The sequence below is a fragment of the Luteimonas salinilitoris genome (genome assembly GCF_041300785.1).
In the GTDB taxonomy this organism is placed as follows: domain Bacteria; phylum Pseudomonadota; class Gammaproteobacteria; order Xanthomonadales; family Xanthomonadaceae; genus Luteimonas; species Luteimonas salinilitoris.
Genome location: NZ_JBFWIB010000006.1, coordinates 1 through 17,184, shown reverse-complemented (window position 1 = coordinate 17,184; position 17,184 = coordinate 1). Strand labels below are relative to the sequence as shown.

Here is a 17,184-nt window from a genome sequence, read left to right as displayed (position 1 = left end):
AGGCGGGCCGAGGATGGCCCGTTCACGCCCGGTGCGCCACGCCGGGCAATGGCCATCGGATCCGGTCATGCGCCCGCCCCGGAGGCACAGATATTGGGGCAGAACGCCCAATATTCGCTTGCCGGAACAACAGGCACGCCGGAACCTCTGAACGGTTCCGATGCGCCTTTAAATTACTGCCGGATAGAACAACTTGATGAGCAATCAAACCTCGAGGGCCGACGCTGCCCTCAATGAAGACGTCATCGATCTACGCGAGCTGTTCGGCATCCTGATTGACCACAAGTGGCTGATCATTTCCATCACCGCGCTGTTCCTGTTCGCCAGTGCCGTCTATGCGGTGTTGGCCGATCCCGTCTATCGGGCCCAGTCGATCGTGCAGGTCGAATCGAAGCTACCCTCGATTCCGGGACTGGCGGATCTGCCGTCCCTGGGAATGGGCAACGCCAGTTCGACGGCGACGACCGAGATTGCCCTGATCACCTCGCGTTCGGTGGTCGGCAGCGCCGTGGATCAGTTGCAGCTGGATACCGAAGTGCGGCCCTATCGCTTTCCGGTCTTCGGGAATTTCATGGCCCGAAGGTTTCAGCCCCAGTCGCCCGATGAGGTGGCCGAACCGCGGTTCGGGCTGAACGGCTATGGCTGGGGTGGAGAGCTGCTCGACATCTTCAGATTGACCGTGCCCGCCGCCTTGCTCGGCACCGAGTTGACGCTGAAAGCGGGGGATGCGCCCGGAAGCTATGAGCTGTACGCCGAAAACGGTGATCTGCTGTTGCGGGGGGCAGTAGGCGTGACCGCGCAAGGCAAGGGCATCGAGCTGCAGGTCGGCAAGCTCAATGCCAATCCCGGCACCCGCTTCCACGTACGGAAGTTGCGGACCTTGAGCGTGATCGCCGCCCTGCAGAAAAGGGTGAAGGTTTCCGAGTTCGGCAAGGAGTCCGGCATTCTGCAACTCACCTTCGAGAACGAGGACGCGCAGTATGCCGAGGCGCTCCTGCACCAGGTTGCCGATGCCTACGTAAAGCAGAACGTGGAGCGCAATTCCGCCGAGGCCTCGTCCCAGCTGGAGTTCGTCAAGGAACAGCTTCCCAGCGTGCGCAAGCAGGTCGAGGCCGCGCAGGCGGCGATGAACGCCTACCAGACCAGTGCGAACACGGTCGACATCACCATGCAGACCAAGGGCTTGCTGGAGCAGGAGGTCGCGGTGGAGACCAGCATCCAGCAGCTGCGCCTGCAGCAGGCGGAGGTGGACCGCGGTTTCACCCGGACGCATCCCGCCTCTCGTGCCCTGATGAAGCAGATCGATGAACTGGAAGGCCGCAAGCAGGGCTTTCAGCGCCAGGTGAACCAGCTGCCCGACACCCAGCAGGAGCTGCTCAGGCTGACCCGCGACCTGCAGGTCAGCAACGAGCTGTACACGGCGCTGCTGAACCAGGCGCAGCAGCTGGATGTGGCCCGCGCCGGCACCGTCGGCAACGTGCGGGTCGTCGACCCCGCGGTGGTGGACGTCACCGATCCGGTCAAGCCGCGCAAGAAGCTGGTGGTGCTGGTCGGCGCCCTGCTGGGGGGGCTGTTGTCGGTCGGCTTCGTGCTGCTGCAGCGGATGCTCAATCCCAGTATCGAAGATCCGGCGCGGATCGAGGAGCTCGGGTTGCCGGTCTATGCCGCCATTCCGCTGAGTCCGGCCAAGGACCTGCGGACCTTGGGCCATCGCGGCAAGAGCGATGGCCGCCAGCACCTGTTGGCGATCAACAATCCGGCCGACCTGGCGATCGAGGCGATCAGGAGCCTGCGTACCAGCCTGCACTTCGCCATGATCGAGGCCAAGAACAATGTCCTGAGCATTTCCGGTCCGCGGCCGGACGTGGGCAAGACCTTCGTGTCGGCCAACCTGGCCGCGGTGATCGCGCAGGCGGGCCAGAAGGTGCTGGTGATCGACGGCGACATGCGCAAGGGCAGCTTGCACAGGGTGCTGGGAACCTCGCCGACCGGCGGACTTTCGGACGTGCTGGTGGGCAAGATCGACGCGGCTGCCGCGATCCGCGCGTTCGACGGCCTGGACAACATGCATTATCTGGTGCGGGGCGAGATCCCGCCGAATCCCTCGGAACTGCTGATGCACAACCGCTTCGTCCAGCTGCTCGAGGCGCTGGCGCCGCAGTACGACCTGGTCATCGTCGATACGCCGCCGATCCTGGCGGTCACCGATGCGGCGATCGTCGGCCGGTATGCCGGTTCCAACCTCCTGGTGACCCGCTTCGGGGTCAACCACCCCAAGGAGATCGTGTTGGCCAAGAAGCGCTTCGAGCAGAACGGGGTCCAGCTGAAGGGCGCCATCTTCAACGCCGTGGAGCGGCGCGCGGTGGGCTACTACAGCTACGGTTACTACGAATACAAGGCCGACCAGGTGCCTGCCTCCTCGTAAGCGTCATCGATCGGCCGAGTCGCTTGCGCGGTAGCACCGGCGGCCCGGCCGCGATGTGTTTCGGGCGGGTCCGTGTGGCTGCGCCGCCGCTACGGGGGTGCGATCGCGGCGCCGGGCACTGGTAATCTTTGCCGGATGGGCTACGAACGTGATGCACCGCCGCCGGGAATGCCGCGCTGGCGCGAGCGGCTGGCGCTGTACTGGAAGCTGGTGCGCGGCGACCGCCCGATCGGCTGGCTGCTGCTGCTGTGGCCGACCTGGTGGGGCCTGTGGCTGGCCGCCGACGGCGTACCGCCGCCGTGGATCCTGTTCGTCTTCACCGCCGGCGTGTGGCTGACGCGCTCGGCCGGCTGCGTGATCAACGACTATGCCGACCGCTGGCTGGACCCGCAGGTCGAGCGCACCCGCGACCGGCCGCTGGCCAGCGGCGCGGTGCGCGGCCGCGAGGCGCTGGCGCTGTTCGCGCTGCTGATGCTGGCGGCGTTCGCGCTGGTGCTGACCCTCAACCGGTTGACGGTGCTGCTGAGCGTGGTCGGCGTGCTGCTGGCCGCCAGCTATCCCTACCTCAAGCGCTACACCTACCTGCCGCAGGTGTACCTGGGCCTGGCGTTCGGTTGGGGCATCCCGATGGGCTTCGCGGCGGTGCAGGGCACGGTACCGCCGATGGCGTGGGTGCTTTACATGGCCAACATCTTCTGGGCCACCGCCTACGACACCTGGTACGCGATGGTCGACCGCGACGACGACCTGCGCGCCGGGGCGAAGTCGACCGCGATCCTGTTCGGCGAGCTGGACCTGGTCGCGCAGGCGGTGCTGTACGCGCTGGTGTTCGTGGCGCTGGCGCTGGTCGGGCGCCAGGCCGGACTCGGCGTCTTCTACTGGAGCGGCCTCGGGCTGGCCGCGCTGCTGGTGGCATACGAGTTCCTGCTGGCGCGCTATCGCGACCGCGAGGCCTGCTTCCGCGCCTTCCTGCACAATCATTGGCTCGGAATGGCGGTGTTCGCGGGGATCGCCGCGGACCTGGCATTGCGCTGACGGCGCGGTGCGGCGGCGGGTATGGCACACTCGCCGCACCCGCGGGGAGCGGGGCCAACCAGAGGGGGAAGAAGATGAAATCGATCGGTGGATTGATGTTCGTGCTCGGACTCGGCTCGTTCCTGCTGCACTACCTGGGCATGGAGTTCAAGTTGCTGATGTGGATCGACAACTGGGGGCCCTCGACCGGGACCGCCATCCGCATCGGCCTGGTCGTGGTCGGCGCCGTGCTGTGGCTGGTCGCCGGCAGGCAGGAAAAGGCGGTCGCGGCGGAATAGTCCGCCGCCAGCCGCGCGCTGCACAGCTCCCGCTCCCCATGAAGGGAGCGGGAGCTGTGCAGGGACAGGCGCGCACTGCCCTGGCATGACGGGCTTGGCATGTGGGAGCGACGGCAGTCGCGACAGCCTGCGGACGCGTCGCAATCGGACCGGCCCACGCATCCGTCGCGACAGCTTCCAGGATCATCTCCACCATCGGCCGCCGGTTGCCGCTCCGCCCACTGACTTCACGGCGTGCGTGCGCAGACCCAGGCATCCACGCGCCGGACGCCGGCGCGGTGCAGCGCCTTCGCCGCCGCATGCAGGGTGGCGCCGGTGGTCATGACGTCGTCGACCAGCGCGACGTGCGCGGGCAGCCGCGCGCCATCCGGCACCGCGAACGCGTCGCGCAGGTTGCGTCGCCGCGCCTGCGCCTGCAGCCGCGATTGCGGCGCGGTGGCGCGCGTCCGTCGCAAGCTGCCCTCGAGCAGCGGCAGCTCCAGCGCCCGTGCCAGCGGCCGGGCCAGCTCCAGTGCCTGGTCGTAGCCGCGCGTGCGCAGCCGGGTCCGGTGCAGCGGCAGGGCGATCAAGGCCTCCGGCCGCGCCGCTGCGGCCAGCGATCGCGCCATCCAGCGCGCCAGCAGCCGCCCGGCGGCGAGATCGTGATGGAACTTGAAGCGCGGCAGCAGCCGGTCCAGCGGGAAACCATAGACGAAGGCGGCGTGCACCGCGTGCAGCGGCGGTGGCCGTCGCAGGCAGGCGCCGCAGACCGGGCCCGCCGATGCGGAGGCCGGTTCGGCGGCGAACGGCAGCGGCAGCGCGCAGCAGCGGCAGGCGCAGCGGTTCCAGGGCAGCGCCGCGGCGCAGGCGGGGCAGAGCCCGTCGAGTTCGCCGGCGCACTCATGGCAGACCGGGCAGCGCGGCGGGCAGAACAGGCGGCCCAAGCGCGCCGGCCAGCCGTCAACCTCGGGCCCCGGGTTTCGGTTGACAGGCCTCGGCATGCTTTCCAGACTGGCGCATTCGCGCCGTCGCGTCTGTCGGAAAACACCCATGCCCGCTGTCAGCCAAGCCACCCCCGCGCTCCGCCACGACTGGAGCCGGCACGAGGTCGAGACCCTGTTCGACCTGCCGTTCCCCGAATTGCTGCACCGCGCCGCGGCGGTGCACCGGCAGCATTTCGACCCGACCGAGGTCCAGGTGAGCACGCTGCTTTCGGTCAAGACCGGCGGCTGCCCGGAGGACTGCGCCTACTGCCCGCAGGCGCAGCGCTACCACACCGGGGTCGAGGCGACCAAGCTGATGAGCACCGAGGCGGTGCTGGAGAAGGCGAAGCAAGCCCGGGCGGCAGGTGCCTCGCGCTTCTGCATGGGCGCGGCGTGGCGCTCGCCCAAGGATCGCGACATCCCCAAGGTGGCGGCGATGATCCGCGAGGTGAAGGCGCTCGGGCTGGAGACCTGCGCCACCCTGGGCATGCTCAGCGGCTTCCAGGCGAACGCACTCAAGGCCGCCGGGCTGGACTACTACAACCACAACATCGACACCGATCCCGAGTACTACGGCGCGATCATCCACACCCGCGAGATGCAGGACCGGCTGGACACGCTCGCGCTCGTGCGCGACGCCGGCATGAAGACCTGCTGCGGCGGCATCGTCGGCATGGGCGAAACGCGCCGGCAGCGCGCCGGACTGCTGCAGACCCTGGCCACGCTGCCGGCGCACCCGGACTCGGTGCCGGTCAACCGCCTGGTGCAGGTGGAAGGCACGCCGCTGGCGGAGCGGAACACCGTCGCCGAGCTGGACCCGTTCGAGTTCGTGCGCACGATCGCGGTCGCGCGCATCCTGATGCCGAAGTCGATGGTGCGGCTGTCGGCCGGGCGCGAGGAGATGAGCGACGAACTGCAGGCGCTGTGCTTCCTCGCCGGCGCCAACTCGATCTTCTACGGCGAGAAGCTGCTGACCACCGGCAATCCGGATACCGAGCGCGACCTGGCGCTGTTCGCGCGCCTGGGCCTGCGGCCGATGCCGGTGACGGTCGATGCCGACGGCCACGATCACGGCGGCACCGTGCACGCCGACATCGCGGACACCCCGGTACAGAGCCGTCCGGCACAGAGCCGCTCGGCACGGAGCCGCGCGGCATGATGCCCTGGTACGCCTGGGCGTACCTGGTGCTGCTGGCACTGATCGGCATCAGCAACTTCCTGGCCGGGCTGCGCGGCGGCCAGCGCATCGGCCTGCTGCTGCTGCTGCTGCGCCTGGCCGCGGTGGCGGTGCTGGCGCTCGGCGTGGTGCTGTTTTATCGCGGCAGCGGTGCCGGGCTGGCGTTCATGGCGGCGCTGTTCGTGGCCGCGCTGCTGCAGGCGCAGAAGTCGGTGGCCGATGCGCAGCAGATGCGCGAGCAGCGGCTGCCGGCCGCCGCACGGATCGGAGTCGCGCTCGGCGGACTGGCGCTGCTGCCGGCGATCGCGCTGGGGGCGCTCGCGGTCTGGATCCAGCAGGGTGGTTGAGCGCGACGACCCCCGCCAACGCATCGCCGCGCAGCGCGCGCAGCGCGTCGCGCAGGCGCGCGTACGCGTCCGCCGCACGGTGGCCCGGCGCGACGGCGCGCGTTGCGAGGTCGACGGCCGCTGGCTGCTGAATTTCTGCGGCAACGACTATCTCGGCCTGTCGCAGCAGTTCCAGGTGGTCAATGCGCTGATGGATACGGCCGCGCGCGACGGCGCCGGTGGCGTCGCCTCGCACCTGGTCTGCGGCCACCATGCCGCGCACGACGCGCTCGAGCGCGCGCTGGCCGACTGGCTGCAGGCGCCGCGCGCGCTGCTGTTCGGCAGCGGGTTCCTGGCCAACCTGGCGGTGATGCAGGCGCTGCTGGGGGAAGGCGACGCCTGCGTGCAGGACCGGCTCAACCACGCCAGCCTGATCGACGCCGCGCGCCTGGCCGGCTGCCGCCTGCGGCGCTACCCGCACGCCGATGCCGAGGGCGCGCTGCGGCAGCTGCGCGGCGTGCCCGGCGGCGCCGCGATGCTGGCGACCGACGGCGTCTTCAGCATGGACGGCGATGTCGCGCCGCTGCGCGAGCTGGCGCTGGTGGCGCGGGCGCAGCGGGCGCTGCTGTACGTCGACGATGCCCACGGCATCGGCGTGTGCGGCGCGGACGGGCGCGGCAGCGTCGCCGAGGCGCGCCTCGACGGCGACGCCGTCCCCCTGCAGCTGGTCACGCTCGGCAAGGCGCTGGGCGGATACGGGGCCGCCGTGGTCGGCGCCGCCGACCTGGTCGAGCACCTGGCCGAAACCGCGCGTCCCTATCTCTACACCACCGCGCTGCCGCCACCACTGGCCGCCGCTTCGCTGGCCGCGGTGCAGCTGGCGCGGCGCGAGCACTGGCGCCGCGAGAAGCTGGCCGCGCTGGTGCGGCGCTTCCGCGGCTCCGCCCGCCGCCACGGGCTCGAACTGCTGCCGTCCGACACCGCGATCCAGCCGCTGCCCTGCGGCGACGACGCGCGGGCGCTGGCGATGTCGCGGCAGCTCGAGGCGGAAGGCTTCTGGATCGCTGCGATACGGCCGCCGACGGTGCCCGACGGCCGTGCGCGCCTGCGCGTCACCCTGTCGGCCGTGCATGAGGAGGCGCAGGTGGACGCGCTGGTCGAGGCACTGGCGCGGGCCCGCGACCGTGCGCCGGCGCAGGCCGGCGCGTCACCCGTCGCACGCGGCGCATGAGCGGGAGAACCGACCTGGCGGCGATGCTCGCCGGCCTGCGCGTGCACGCGCGGCCAGGCGAGTACGTGTTCGTCAGCGCCGCCGATGCGGATCCCGGCCTGGCCGCCGTGGCCGACGCCTGCGTGCGCGAGGACGAGGGCCTGACCTGCGTGCTGTCTCGCGCCGAGGCCGACGCCCGCGGGCTGCGCTACGGGTTCGTCGCCGCCTGGCTGACGCTGGAAGTGCATTCGGCGCTGCATGCGGTCGGGTTGACCGCGGCGGTTGCCGGCGCGCTCGCCGGGGACGGCATCGCCTGCAACGTGCTGGCCGGCTTCCATCATGATCATCTGCTGGTGCCCGCCGACCGGCGCGACGACGCTTTGGCGACGCTGAACCGGTTGTCGCACCGGGTTGCGGAACCGGACGGCGCGGTGCCGGCGGACGATCCGCCGAAGCAGGGGTCGCCGCGGTGAGCGCATTGCACATCGACACGCGCGGCAGCGGCCCGCCGCTGCTGCTGCTGCACGGCTGGGCCATGCACGGAGGCGTGTTCGCGCCGCTGGTCGAGCGCCTGGTAGACGATTTCACCCTGCACGTGGCCGACCTGCCCGGGCACGGCCACAGCGCCGCGGCGACCACTCCGCTGGCGCTGGAAGCGGTGGTGTCGGACCTGGTCGCGCGGGTGCCGCGCGCGCTCTGGCTGGGCTGGTCGCTCGGCGGCCTGTTCGCGCTGCATGCGGCGGCGACGCGGCCGCGTGCGGTCCGCGGGCTGGCGCTGCTGTGCGCGAGCCCGCGCTTCGTGCGCGGCGATGACTGGAAGTACGGCATGTCGGCGGAACTGTTCGCCGACTTCGCCGATGGCCTGCGCCGCGACTGGCGCGGCACGCTGGAGCGCTTCATCGCGCTGGAGGCGTTCGGTTCCGATCACGCCAAGGAAGAACTGCGCGCGCTGCGCGATGGCCTGTTCGCGCGCGGCGAGCCGGCGACGCCGGTATTGGCCGACGGGCTCGAGCTGTTGCAGACGACCGACCTGCGCGCCGCGCTGCCGCGGTTGTCGCCGCCGAGCCTGTGGCTGGCCGGGCGCCGCGACCGCGTGGTCGACCCGCGCGCCATGCGCGCCGCCGCCGATTGCGCGACGCAGGCGCGTTTCGAGCAGATCGAGCATGCCGGCCACGCACCGTTCCTCACCCATGCCGACGCGGTGGCCGATGCGCTGCGCCGGTTCTCGGCCGGGCTGGAGGAAGAGGCGAGCAACGAGGAACGAGAAACGAGGAACGAGTAAAAGCACGGGGCTCGCACTCGTTTTCGTTCCTCTTACTCATTCCTGCTGAACCATGTTGATTCCGACCGCATCCGCTTCCCGGCTCCAGATACAAAGAACAAGCCGAGAACAAAGCGGCCGCATGCTCTACTCGTTCCTCGTTCCTCTCCACTCGTTTCTACAATGAAGTCCCGCATGTTCGACTCCCGCCACATCCGCCGCGCCTTCTCCCGCGCGGCATCCAGCTACGACCAGGCCGCCGACCTGCAGCGCGAGGTCGAGGACTGGCTGCTGGAATCGCTGATGTACCTCGACGAGACGGTGCCGGCGACGGTGGTCGATCTCGGCAGCGGCCCCGGGCACGCCGCCGCGGCGATGCGCGAGCGCTGGCCGAAGGCGCGGGTGCTGGCGCTCGACGTCGCCCTGCCGATGCTGCGGCAGGCGCGTCCGCGCGGCTGGCGCCTGCGCGACGGGCTGTCGCCGCCGCGGCCGCTCGACCGGATCTGCGCCGATGCCGCCGCGCTGCCGCTGGCCGAGGGCAGCGTCGACGTGCTGTTCTCGAACCTGTGCCTGCAGTGGGTCGAGGACCTGCCGGCGGTGCTGGCGGGGTTCCGCCGCGTGCTGCGTCCCGGCGGCCTGCTGCTGTGCTCGACCTTCGGCCACGACACCCTGTTCGAACTGCGCGAGGCCTTCGCGCAGGCGGACGATGTCGCGCACGTCAGCCCGTTCGCCACCATTGCGCAGTTCGGCGATGCGCTGATGCAGGCGGGTTTCCGCGATCCGGTGCTCGACCGCGAACTGCTGCGGCGCGGCTACGACGACCTGCCGGCGCTGATGCACGAGCTGCGCGCGATCGGCGCCACCAACGCGCTCGCCACGCGCCGACGCACGCTGACCGGCCGCGTGCGCTTCGCCCGCGCCGCCGCCGCCTACGAGCCGCTGCGCGAGACTGCCGGCCGGCTGCCGGCCAGCTGGGAAGTGATCACAGCCATGGCCTGGGCGCCGGAGCCCGGCGCGCCGATCCGCGAACACGGCGCCGAAATCGCGAGCTTTCCTGCCGACCGGATCCCGCTGCGGCGGCGCTGAGCGTTTGCCTTCCGCAGTGGCGTGAGCCGCAGGCGCATGAGGTGTCCCTTTTTGTGTCCCTTTTTGTGGGAGCGACGGAAGTCGCGACGCCGCCAGTCGCGACTTGGTTCGCCGCTGCGCGGCTCGCCCCTTCGGGCCGGCTTCGCCGTTGACTCGCCGCGCTCGGTTCGTCGTTCCCACAGGGGGCGTCCGGTGTCGGCTGCAGCCAGCTCCATCCGCGTCGATTCGCGGCGAGAAAACTTGCCGGTCGGCGCCCCGTGCCGCGGAAGGCGTGGCGACATGCGAAATTCAGCTGCAGCGCCATAGACTCGCCGGCATTGCGGATCAGGTACCGATGATGGTCGCTCACATGCGTTCGCTCGTTCTCGGGCTGTCCGTGGCCGCGCTGGCGCTGCCGGCGGCGGCGCAACAGCAGTACGAGATCGACCTGTCCGCCATCGATCCGTCGCTGGTGCTGGCCAGTGCCGAGGACGTGATGATGCGTGCGCCCGACCGCGACATCGATCGCCTGTACCAGGCGGTGCATGCCGCCTCGCAGTCGGACAGCGAGGCGCAGACGCTGTGCGCGCTGTTCGATCCCGACGCCGACCGCAGCCTGTTTGGCCTGCAGCAGGCCGCCAACGCGCTGGGAACGACCAGCCGCGAACGCTTTATCGAAGCAGTCGCGGCGATCGCGGTCAACGGCTCCCAGGGCGAGCCCCAGCCCTACGACCCCGCGGCGGCCGCGCACGTGCTCAAGCAGGCCGGCGTCAGCGCCATGCTGCTGTACGACGGCTTCATGGTCGGCATGACGGCCACCGGCAACGACCCCGGCAGCCGCACCGCGCGCTGTCGTTCGTTCCGGCAGATCGTCGAGGTGCTGCAGGACTTCAGCGTGGCCGACCGCGCCGCGGCCACGCGCTACCTGCTAGTGGAAGGCCTGACCCGCTATGGCGAGGAGCTGTAGCCGCAGAGCGAGAAACGAGTGGAGAGGAACGAGAAACGAGAGTTTCCGGTCCCCCGGTGACCGTCGCCGGTACATCCCACTCGTTCCTCGTTCCTCGTTTCTCTTTATTCGTTCCTCGGCTACTGCACCGCGGGCGCGCCGGTCAGCGCGGTCCAGCGGTCGCGATGGAAGAAGTACACCTCGCGCAGCAGGAATTGCCAGCGCGCCTCGAGGCTGCGGAAGCGGCTGGTGGGGGTGGCCGAGCCGAGCGCCTGGATGCCTTCGCCGCGCGCCAGCCGCAGCGCGCGCGCCATGTGCAGCGGATCGCTGACCAGGATCGCGCGCGTGAGTTCGCGCTCGCGCATCAGCGCCGCCGCTTCGGTCAGGTTCTGCTGGGTGGTGCGCGAGACGGTCTCGATCAGGATGGCGTCTTCCGGCACGCCCTGCCGCAGTGCGTAGCGCCGCCCCACCTGCGATTCGGCGAAGCGCGCGCCGCTGCCGCCGTAGCCGCCGGTGAAGATCAGCGTGCCGGCCAGGCCGCGCTGGTACAGGTGCACGCCGTGCAGGATGCGCTGCTCGAACACCGGCGAGGGGCGGGCGTCGTAGGCGGCGGCGCCGAGCACGATGATGGCATCGGCCGGCGCGGCCTGGTCGCGCTCGCCGGCCCAGATGATGTAGGTCGCCACGCCGGCCAGCCACAGCGCCAGCAGCACCGCCAGGCGCAACAGCCAGCGCAGCGGACCCGCGCGCCGGCGGCGGCTCATGCGCGCGCTCCGTGCAGGGCGCCCGCTTCATACAGGGCATGCGGATCGACGTTGCCGCCGCTGATCACGATGCCCACGCGCAGCCCGGCGAAACGCTCGCGCTGCTGCAGCACCGCCGCCAGCGCGGTCGCGGAAGAGGGTTCGACCAGCTGCTTGCCGCGTTGCCACAGCAGGCGCATCGCCGCCAGCGTCCCGGCGTCGTCCACGGTGATCGCCTCGGCGCCGGCCGCGCGCAGGATGTCGAAGTTCGGGGCGCCCAGGGTGGCGCGCAGGCCGTCGCAGACGGTCTCGGGCACGATGTCGGTGACGCGCGCGCCGCGGGCCAGGGAGGCCGCGGTATCGGCGGCGCCCGCCGGCTCGGCCAGGAACAGGCGCGTCGACGGCGAGACGCCGGCGATCGCGATCGCGGTGCCGGCGCCCAGGCCGCCGCCGCCCACCGGCACCACCAGCGCATCCAGCCCGATGCCGGCGTTGAGCAGTTCCAGTGCCGCGGTGCCCTGGCCGGCGATCACGCGCGCGTCGGCATAGGGATGCACCAGTGTCGCGCCGGTGCGCTGCCCCACGGCGGCGCAGGCGGCTTCGCGCGCCGCCAGGTTCGCCTCGCAGCGGTGCAGCGTTGCGCCGTAGGCGGTGATCGCCGCCAGCTTGGCGGCGACCGCGTTCTCGGGCACGACCACGTGGCAGGCGATGCCGCGCGTGGCCGCGGCCAAGGCCAGCGCGGCGCCATGGTTGCCGGACGAATGGGTGACCACGCCGGGCGCCGCCTGCTCCGGATCCAGCGACCACACCGCGTTGCAGGCGCCGCGGAACTTGAACGCGCCGCCGCGCTGCAGGTGTTCCGCCTTGAAGTGCAGCGCGCAGCCGGCCAGCGCGTCGAGCGAGCGCATGCGCAGCACCGGGGTGGCGTGCGCATGCGGCGCGATGCGCGCGGCGGCAGCCAGCACGTCGGCGAAGGCGGGCGGTGCGAAGGCTTGGGAAGGCATTTCAGCAAGCGTAGCCGAGGGCGCGGCATTCAGCTATCGCAACGGTTACTGTAGAGGTTAAGCACGGATTCAATGCCCGGGGCCGATGCTGCGGGGACATACAGGACAGGGGCGGCCATCATGAGGACCCGCAATCTCGCCATCGCCTTATTCGCCGTCGCTCTGCTCGGCGGCTGCGCGAGCTATGGCTATCGCGGCGGCGGCGGCGACTACTACTACGGTCGTTCGTCGGATGCGTACTACGGCGCGCCCTACGGCAGCGTCGGCTACGGCTATCCGGGCGGTTTGCGCGGCGGCATCGGCTATGGCCAGCGCTACGGCTATCCCTACGGCTATTCGCGCTACCCGGGCTACGGCTACTCCCGCTATCCGGGTTACGGCTACGGCCACTACCCGCCGTACTACCAGCGCCCGATCGTGGTGCGTCCGCGGCCGGACCGTCCCGGGCGTCCCGACCACGACGGCGGTTCCGGCCGTCCGCCCTGGCGCGACCTGGAGAACATCCGCCGCGTGGAGCATCGCGAGCGGCCGGAGCGGATCAGCGAGCCGCGGCCGTCCGGCGTGCGCCGGCCCGAGGCACAGGATCGTCCGCGGCCGACGGGCGCGCCCTGGCGTGGGCGCCAGGTCGAGCGGCGGCAGATCCAGCCGTCGCCGCCTGCCGCTCAGCGTCAGTCGCCGCAACGTGTCGAACGACCGGTGCGCCGCGCTCCGCGTGCAGAGCGGGTGCAGCCGCGATCGCGGGATAGCGACCGGCGTCGCATTCAGGAGCTCTAAAACACTTGCGTTGGCGATCGAGTCGACGCAAGCTACGGCCAGGTGACCGCCAGCGTCGGATTTCGACACGAAACGGCTCACCTCAATGCCGACTCCCGGCGGGGGACTTCCGGATCCCCCCTGTTCCGCTCCCGCCGGGCGTCGGCGCCCAAATCCCGGGCCGGCGCGCCGCCATGGCGCCGCCAGGCCAAAAAAATCGGGGCCGGATGTCCCCCGACATCCGGCCCCTTCGCTTCCCCAGGTCACGCTCGGCCAGCCCTGTTCCAATCTCCGGCCGCGCCCCCCTTATGGCGCTCGCCTCCCCGGGTGCGGGGAAATACGTTCGCAGAAAGCGTGCCAACTTGCGCCGCATGGGCTGAATGCGGCGGCGTGCGAGCGATAATATCCGCCGCGGCGAATGCGTGATCCGCTGCCATCGATGTCGTGGCGGAGCCGTCCCGCGATCGCGTCGCCTGTCTCTTTTCCGATGAATCGTCCGTCATGACTGCTGCCTTCCACCGCTACGACGTGATCGTGATCGGCGGCGGCCACGCCGGCACCGAGGCTGCGCTGGCGTCGGCGCGTGCCGGCGCGCGCACGCTGCTGCTCACGCACAGCATCGAGACCGTCGGCGCGATGAGCTGCAATCCCGCGATCGGCGGCATCGGCAAGGGCCACCTGGTGCGCGAGATCGACGCGCTCGGCGGGGCGATGGCGCGGGCGGCGGACGCGGCGGGCATCCAGTGGCGCCGGCTCAACGCGTCCAAGGGCCCGGCGGTGCGCGCGACGCGTTGCCAGGCGGACCGCAACCTCTATCGCGGTTTCATCCGCCGGGCGGTGGAGTCGCAGCCCGGGCTCACGCTGTTCCAGGCCGCGGTCGACGACATCGTCATCGAGCGCGACCGCGTGCGCGGGGTGGTCACCCAGGCCGGCCTGCGCTTCGAGGCGCCGGCGGTGGTGCTGACCGCGGGCACCTTCCTGGGCGGCAGGATCCACGTCGGCGAGACCCAGTACGCCGCCGGTCGCGCCGGCGATCCGCCCGCGACCACCCTGGCCGCGAAACTGCGCGAAGGCCCGTTCGTGGTCGACCGGCTCAAGACCGGCACGCCGCCGCGCATCGACGGCCGCACCCTCGACTACGCGGCGATGGGGGAACAACCCGGCGACGATCCGCGGCCGGTGTTCTCGTTCATGGGCAGCGCCGCCGATCATCCCCGGCAGGTGAGCTGCTGGATCACGCATACCACCGCGCGCACGCACGAGATCATCCGCGGCGCCCTGCATCGCTCGCCGATGTACTCCGGGCAGATCGAAGGCACCGGCCCGCGCTACTGTCCCTCGATCGAGGACAAGGTGGTGCGCTTCGCCGAGAAGGACGCGCACCAGATCTTCGTCGAGCCCGAAGGCCTGGACGTGGCCGAGATCTACCCCAACGGCATCTCCACCTCGCTGCCGTTCGACGTGCAGCTGGAACTGGTGCGCTCGATCCGCGGCTTCGGCAACGCGCACATCACCCGACCCGGCTACGCGATCGAGTACGACTATTTCGACCCACGCGGGCTGAAGGCCTCGCTCGAGACCAAGGCGGTGGCCGGGCTGTTCTTCGCCGGGCAGATCAACGGCACCACCGGCTACGAGGAAGCCGCGGCGCAGGGGCTCATCGCCGGGCTCAACGCCGCGCGCGCCGTGCGCGAGCGCGAAACCTGGTCGCCGCGCCGCGACCAGGCCTACATCGGCGTGCTGATCGACGACCTGATCACCCACGGCACCAGCGAGCCGTACCGCATGTTCACCAGCCGCGCCGAGTACCGGCTGCAGCTGCGCGAGGACAACGCCGACCTCCGCCTGACCGGCATCGGCCGCGAACTGGGGCTGGTGGACGACGCGCGCTGGACGCGCTTCGACGCCAAGCGCGAAGCGGTGGAACGCGAGACCGCGCGCCTGCGCGGGCTGTGGGCGTCGCCGAACAATGCCGCCGGCCGCGCCGCCATCGACATGCTCGGCATCGAACTCAAGCGCGAGGCCAGCGCGCTCGACCTGCTGCGGCGGCCGGAGCTGGACTACGCGAAGCTGGCGTCGGTGCCGGCGTTCGCAGCGGAGGCGGTGGATCCGGCGGTGGCTGAGCAGGTCGAGATTGAGGCCAAGTACTCCGGCTATCTCGACCGCCAGCGCGCCGAGATCGAACGCCAGCAGCGACACGAGGGCACGCCGGTCCCGGACGGATTCGACTATGCCGCCGTGCGCGGCCTGTCGGCCGAGGTGCGGCAGAAGCTCGAGCGCGTGCGCCCGCAGACCGTTGGCCAGGCGCAGCGCATTCCTGGCATGACGCCGGCCGCGATCTCGCTGCTGCTGGTGCACTTGGAGCGTGCGCGCCGCAGCCGGGTGGCGTAGCGCGGAGATCAGCGATCCAGCGGGCTGCGCACTGCGTGGCCGCCGCGATTGAGCACATGGGTGTAGATCTGCGTGGTCGCCACGTCCTTGTGCCCGAGCAGTTCCTGGACCGTGCGGATGTCGTATCCCGCCTCGATCAGGTGGGTGGCGAACGAATGCCGCAACGTGTGCGCAGATACCGGCTTGACGATGTCGGCGTTGCGGCATGCCCGCTTGATCGCCCGCGACAGTGTCGCCTCGTCGACATGATGCCGGCGCTCGCGGCCATCGCGCGGATCGATGCTGCGGCGCCGTGCCGGAACACGTACTGCCAGCCGGGCTCCCGCGGCGGCCCGGGATACTTGCGAGCGAGCGCATGCGGCAGCCACGCCTCTCCGAATCCGGCCCGCAGGTCGTCCTCATGCCACACGCGGGTGCGCTCGACCTCGCGTTGCAGCGGCGGCACCAGCGAGGCTGGCAACACCGTCCGGCGGTCCTTGCCGCCCTTGCCGTTGCGGACGGTGATCTCGTTGCGGGCGAAGTCCACGTCCTTCACCCGCAGGCGCACCCCCTCCATCAGGCGCATGCCCGTGCCGTAAAGCAGGCTGGCCAGGAGCCATGTGCGCCCTTCCATGCCTGCAAGCAACCGCTTTGCCTCCTCTTGCGACAGCACGGTCGGCACCCGTGCCGGCCGCTTCGCGCGAACCACGTTCTCCATCCAGGGCAGCTCCATGCGGAGCACCTCCCGGTACAGGAACAGCAGCGCCGACAACGCCTGATTCTGCGTGCTGCCGGCGACCTTGCCGCGCACCGCGAGCCGGGTGAGGAACGCCTCCACCTCCGGCCCGCCCATCTCGCGCGGGTGCCGCTTGCCATTGGCGAGAATGAACCGCCGGATCCAGCCCAGGTAGGCGCGTTCGGTACGCAGGCTGTAGCGTTTGACGCGCAACCTGCCGCGAACCTCGTCCAACAGTCGCGGCTGGCGCGTCCCGTTTGCTTCTGTTACCGCCCCATTTCCCGCCTGATAAGACATAGCACCTCATTCCGTGAGATACGCAATGCCATCGTGGCCCTCGCAACGCGCGGCAGCCATCATCCAAACCGTTGATTCCGTATAGGAATACTCCGATTGACGGCTCCTGGAAGAGGCTGAATACTCCGCGCTATCACCCCAATCTGGGGTCTACTAAGCGTTAGGCCTCACGAGAGTTTCCTATGCACGACTTCCCAGACTCAAACTTCAAATTAGTGATTCTTGATCAACTCCTCAAGGAGGGGTCCTTCACGAAACGTCTTAATGAACTCCGAAGCGACCCAAAGTACGCCGAGAACTACACTGGCGAAGTTGATTACGGCGAACCTATCCCAGAGATCGAAGATTTCTTGAGAGATGTGAAGCTAACGGATGATGATCTGGAAAAGGTAACGGATCTTTGCTTCGATGGCGGCAATGATATCTACCAAATCATTTGCCCATTCTGGGACGGAGAAAGCGATTACTTCGATATTCGAGATATAGGCGGCTTCGAGTTGCTCAAGAACTTAAGATCTGTGACTTGTATCAGCATGATTTCTCGCGATCAAATCGACCGCCTCCGATCAACTGGGATCAGCGTAAGGTGAGGGGTG

The 17,184-nt window shown here is 70.0% G+C and carries 16 protein-coding genes and 1 pseudogene; 13 read left to right on the top strand and 4 right to left on the bottom strand.

Annotated elements, in window-relative coordinates:
- The first annotated feature begins 196 nt into the window (after nt 1–196).
- The 3 genes from AB5T46_RS11010 to AB5T46_RS11000 all read left to right on the top strand — a co-directional run bounded on the left by AB5T46_RS11010 (nt 197) and on the right by AB5T46_RS11000 (nt 3,738).
- Entirely contained in the window at nt 197–2,425 is a 2,229-nt protein-coding gene (locus AB5T46_RS11010; RefSeq protein WP_370563992.1) for a polysaccharide biosynthesis tyrosine autokinase, read from the top strand.
- A gap of 135 nt (nt 2,426–2,560) precedes the next feature.
- Nucleotides 2,561–3,460 (top strand): 4-hydroxybenzoate octaprenyltransferase, encoded by a 900-nt coding sequence (gene ubiA / locus AB5T46_RS11005; RefSeq protein ID WP_370563991.1) that lies wholly within the window; start codon nt 2,561–2,563, stop codon nt 3,458–3,460.
- A gap of 74 nt (nt 3,461–3,534) precedes the next feature.
- Nucleotides 3,535–3,738, top strand: coding sequence for a hypothetical protein (locus AB5T46_RS11000; RefSeq protein ID WP_370563990.1), 204 nt, complete (start codon nt 3,535–3,537; stop codon nt 3,736–3,738).
- 227 nt (nt 3,739–3,965) lie between these two features.
- Here AB5T46_RS11000 and AB5T46_RS10995 read toward each other — a convergent pair whose 3' ends face one another.
- On the bottom strand, nt 3,966–4,718 hold the full coding sequence (locus AB5T46_RS10995) for a double zinc ribbon domain-containing protein (protein WP_370563988.1): 753 nt from the start codon (nt 4,716–4,718) through the stop codon (nt 3,966–3,968).
- 49 nt (nt 4,719–4,767) lie between these two features.
- On the opposite strand from AB5T46_RS10995, the gene bioB reads away from it, so the two are divergent.
- The 7 genes from bioB (at nt 4,768) to AB5T46_RS10960 (ending at nt 10,706) form a co-directional block, all read left to right on the top strand.
- Entirely contained in the window at nt 4,768–5,859 is a 1,092-nt protein-coding gene (gene bioB / locus AB5T46_RS10990; protein ID WP_370563987.1) for a biotin synthase BioB, read from the top strand.
- Nucleotides 5,856–6,224 (top strand): hypothetical protein, encoded by a 369-nt coding sequence (locus tag AB5T46_RS10985; RefSeq protein ID WP_370563986.1) that lies wholly within the window; start codon nt 5,856–5,858, stop codon nt 6,222–6,224. Before bioB ends, AB5T46_RS10985 begins: the two co-directional genes overlap by 4 nt.
- On the top strand, nt 6,217–7,434 hold the full coding sequence (gene bioF, locus AB5T46_RS10980) for an 8-amino-7-oxononanoate synthase (RefSeq protein ID WP_370563985.1): 1,218 nt from the start codon (nt 6,217–6,219) through the stop codon (nt 7,432–7,434). Before AB5T46_RS10985 ends, bioF begins: the two co-directional genes overlap by 8 nt.
- Nucleotides 7,431–7,886: an ACT domain-containing protein gene (locus AB5T46_RS10975; RefSeq protein ID WP_370563983.1), complete on the top strand. Its 456-nt coding sequence runs from the start codon at nt 7,431–7,433 to the stop codon at nt 7,884–7,886. Before bioF ends, AB5T46_RS10975 begins: the two co-directional genes overlap by 4 nt.
- A gap of 5 nt (nt 7,887–7,891) precedes the next feature.
- A complete protein-coding gene (gene bioH, locus AB5T46_RS10970) occupies nt 7,892–8,695 on the top strand; it encodes a pimeloyl-ACP methyl ester esterase BioH (protein WP_370564165.1) in 804 nt (267 codons plus the stop codon).
- Between the two features lie 174 nt (nt 8,696–8,869).
- Complete coding sequence (gene bioC / locus AB5T46_RS10965; RefSeq protein WP_370563982.1) at nt 8,870–9,760, top strand: malonyl-ACP O-methyltransferase BioC; 891 nt, start codon at nt 8,870–8,872, stop codon at nt 9,758–9,760.
- A 349-nt stretch (nt 9,761–10,109) separates the two neighbouring features.
- Nucleotides 10,110–10,706 (top strand): hypothetical protein, encoded by a 597-nt coding sequence (locus tag AB5T46_RS10960; RefSeq protein ID WP_370563981.1) that lies wholly within the window; start codon nt 10,110–10,112, stop codon nt 10,704–10,706.
- 119 nt (nt 10,707–10,825) lie between these two features.
- Here the strand turns inward: AB5T46_RS10960 and AB5T46_RS10955 are convergent, their stop codons facing one another.
- The gene (locus tag AB5T46_RS10955) at nt 10,826–11,449 is read right to left on the bottom strand and encodes a YdcF family protein (protein WP_370563980.1); all 624 of its coding nucleotides are present in this window, start codon (nt 11,447–11,449) and stop codon (nt 10,826–10,828) included.
- Entirely contained in the window at nt 11,446–12,432 is a 987-nt protein-coding gene (locus AB5T46_RS10950) for a pyridoxal-phosphate dependent enzyme (RefSeq protein WP_370563979.1), read from the bottom strand. Before AB5T46_RS10950 ends, AB5T46_RS10955 begins: the two co-directional genes overlap by 4 nt.
- Nucleotides 12,433–12,552: 120 nt before the next feature.
- On the opposite strand from AB5T46_RS10950, the gene AB5T46_RS10945 reads away from it, so the two are divergent.
- Together AB5T46_RS10945 and mnmG are read left to right on the top strand one after the other, a co-directional pair.
- Nucleotides 12,553–13,206: a hypothetical protein gene (locus AB5T46_RS10945; protein ID WP_370563978.1), complete on the top strand. Its 654-nt coding sequence runs from the start codon at nt 12,553–12,555 to the stop codon at nt 13,204–13,206.
- Between the two features lie 480 nt (nt 13,207–13,686).
- Entirely contained in the window at nt 13,687–15,576 is a 1,890-nt protein-coding gene (gene mnmG / locus AB5T46_RS10940; RefSeq protein ID WP_370563977.1) for a tRNA uridine-5-carboxymethylaminomethyl(34) synthesis enzyme MnmG, read from the top strand.
- 8 nt (nt 15,577–15,584) lie between these two features.
- On the opposite strand, the pseudogene AB5T46_RS10935 reads toward mnmG, so the two are convergent.
- A pseudogene (locus AB5T46_RS10935) lies at nt 15,585–16,588 on the bottom strand (integron integrase).
- 182 nt (nt 16,589–16,770) lie between these two features.
- Between AB5T46_RS10935 and AB5T46_RS10930 the strand changes: the two are divergent.
- Nucleotides 16,771–17,178 carry a DUF6892 domain-containing protein gene (locus AB5T46_RS10930; RefSeq protein ID WP_370563976.1) on the top strand — a complete coding sequence of 136 codons (408 nt, stop codon included), beginning with the start codon at nt 16,771–16,773 and terminating at the stop codon, nt 17,176–17,178.
- The last annotated feature ends 6 nt before the right edge of the window (nt 17,179–17,184 follow it).

What these genes read in the sequence shown, in the direction of transcription:
- ubiA (WP_370563991.1), top strand. Translation starts at nt 2,561, where the DNA reads ATGGGCTACGAACGTGATGCACCGCCGCCGGGAATGCCGCGCTGGCGC.
- AB5T46_RS10985 (WP_370563986.1), top strand. Translation starts at nt 5,856, where the DNA reads ATGATGCCCTGGTACGCCTGGGCGTACCTGGTGCTGCTGGCACTGATC.
- AB5T46_RS10955 (WP_370563980.1), bottom strand. Translation starts at nt 11,449, where the DNA reads ATGAGCCGCCGCCGGCGCGCGGGTCCGCTGCGCTGGCTGTTGCGCCTG.
- mnmG (WP_370563977.1), top strand. Translation starts at nt 13,687, where the DNA reads ATGACTGCTGCCTTCCACCGCTACGACGTGATCGTGATCGGCGGCGGC.
- AB5T46_RS10975 (WP_370563983.1), top strand. Translation starts at nt 7,431, where the DNA reads ATGAGCGGGAGAACCGACCTGGCGGCGATGCTCGCCGGCCTGCGCGTG.
- AB5T46_RS10950 (WP_370563979.1), bottom strand. Translation starts at nt 12,432, where the DNA reads ATGCCTTCCCAAGCCTTCGCACCGCCCGCCTTCGCCGACGTGCTGGCT.
- AB5T46_RS11000 (WP_370563990.1), top strand. Translation starts at nt 3,535, where the DNA reads ATGAAATCGATCGGTGGATTGATGTTCGTGCTCGGACTCGGCTCGTTC.
- bioB (WP_370563987.1), top strand. Translation starts at nt 4,768, where the DNA reads ATGCCCGCTGTCAGCCAAGCCACCCCCGCGCTCCGCCACGACTGGAGC.
- AB5T46_RS10960 (WP_370563981.1), top strand. Translation starts at nt 10,110, where the DNA reads ATGCGTTCGCTCGTTCTCGGGCTGTCCGTGGCCGCGCTGGCGCTGCCG.
- AB5T46_RS10930 (WP_370563976.1), top strand. Translation starts at nt 16,771, where the DNA reads ATGCACGACTTCCCAGACTCAAACTTCAAATTAGTGATTCTTGATCAA.
- AB5T46_RS10945 (WP_370563978.1), top strand. Translation starts at nt 12,553, where the DNA reads ATGAGGACCCGCAATCTCGCCATCGCCTTATTCGCCGTCGCTCTGCTC.
- AB5T46_RS10995 (WP_370563988.1), bottom strand. Translation starts at nt 4,718, where the DNA reads ATGCCGAGGCCTGTCAACCGAAACCCGGGGCCCGAGGTTGACGGCTGG.
- bioC (WP_370563982.1), top strand. Translation starts at nt 8,870, where the DNA reads ATGTTCGACTCCCGCCACATCCGCCGCGCCTTCTCCCGCGCGGCATCC.
- AB5T46_RS11010 (WP_370563992.1), top strand. Translation starts at nt 197, where the DNA reads ATGAGCAATCAAACCTCGAGGGCCGACGCTGCCCTCAATGAAGACGTC.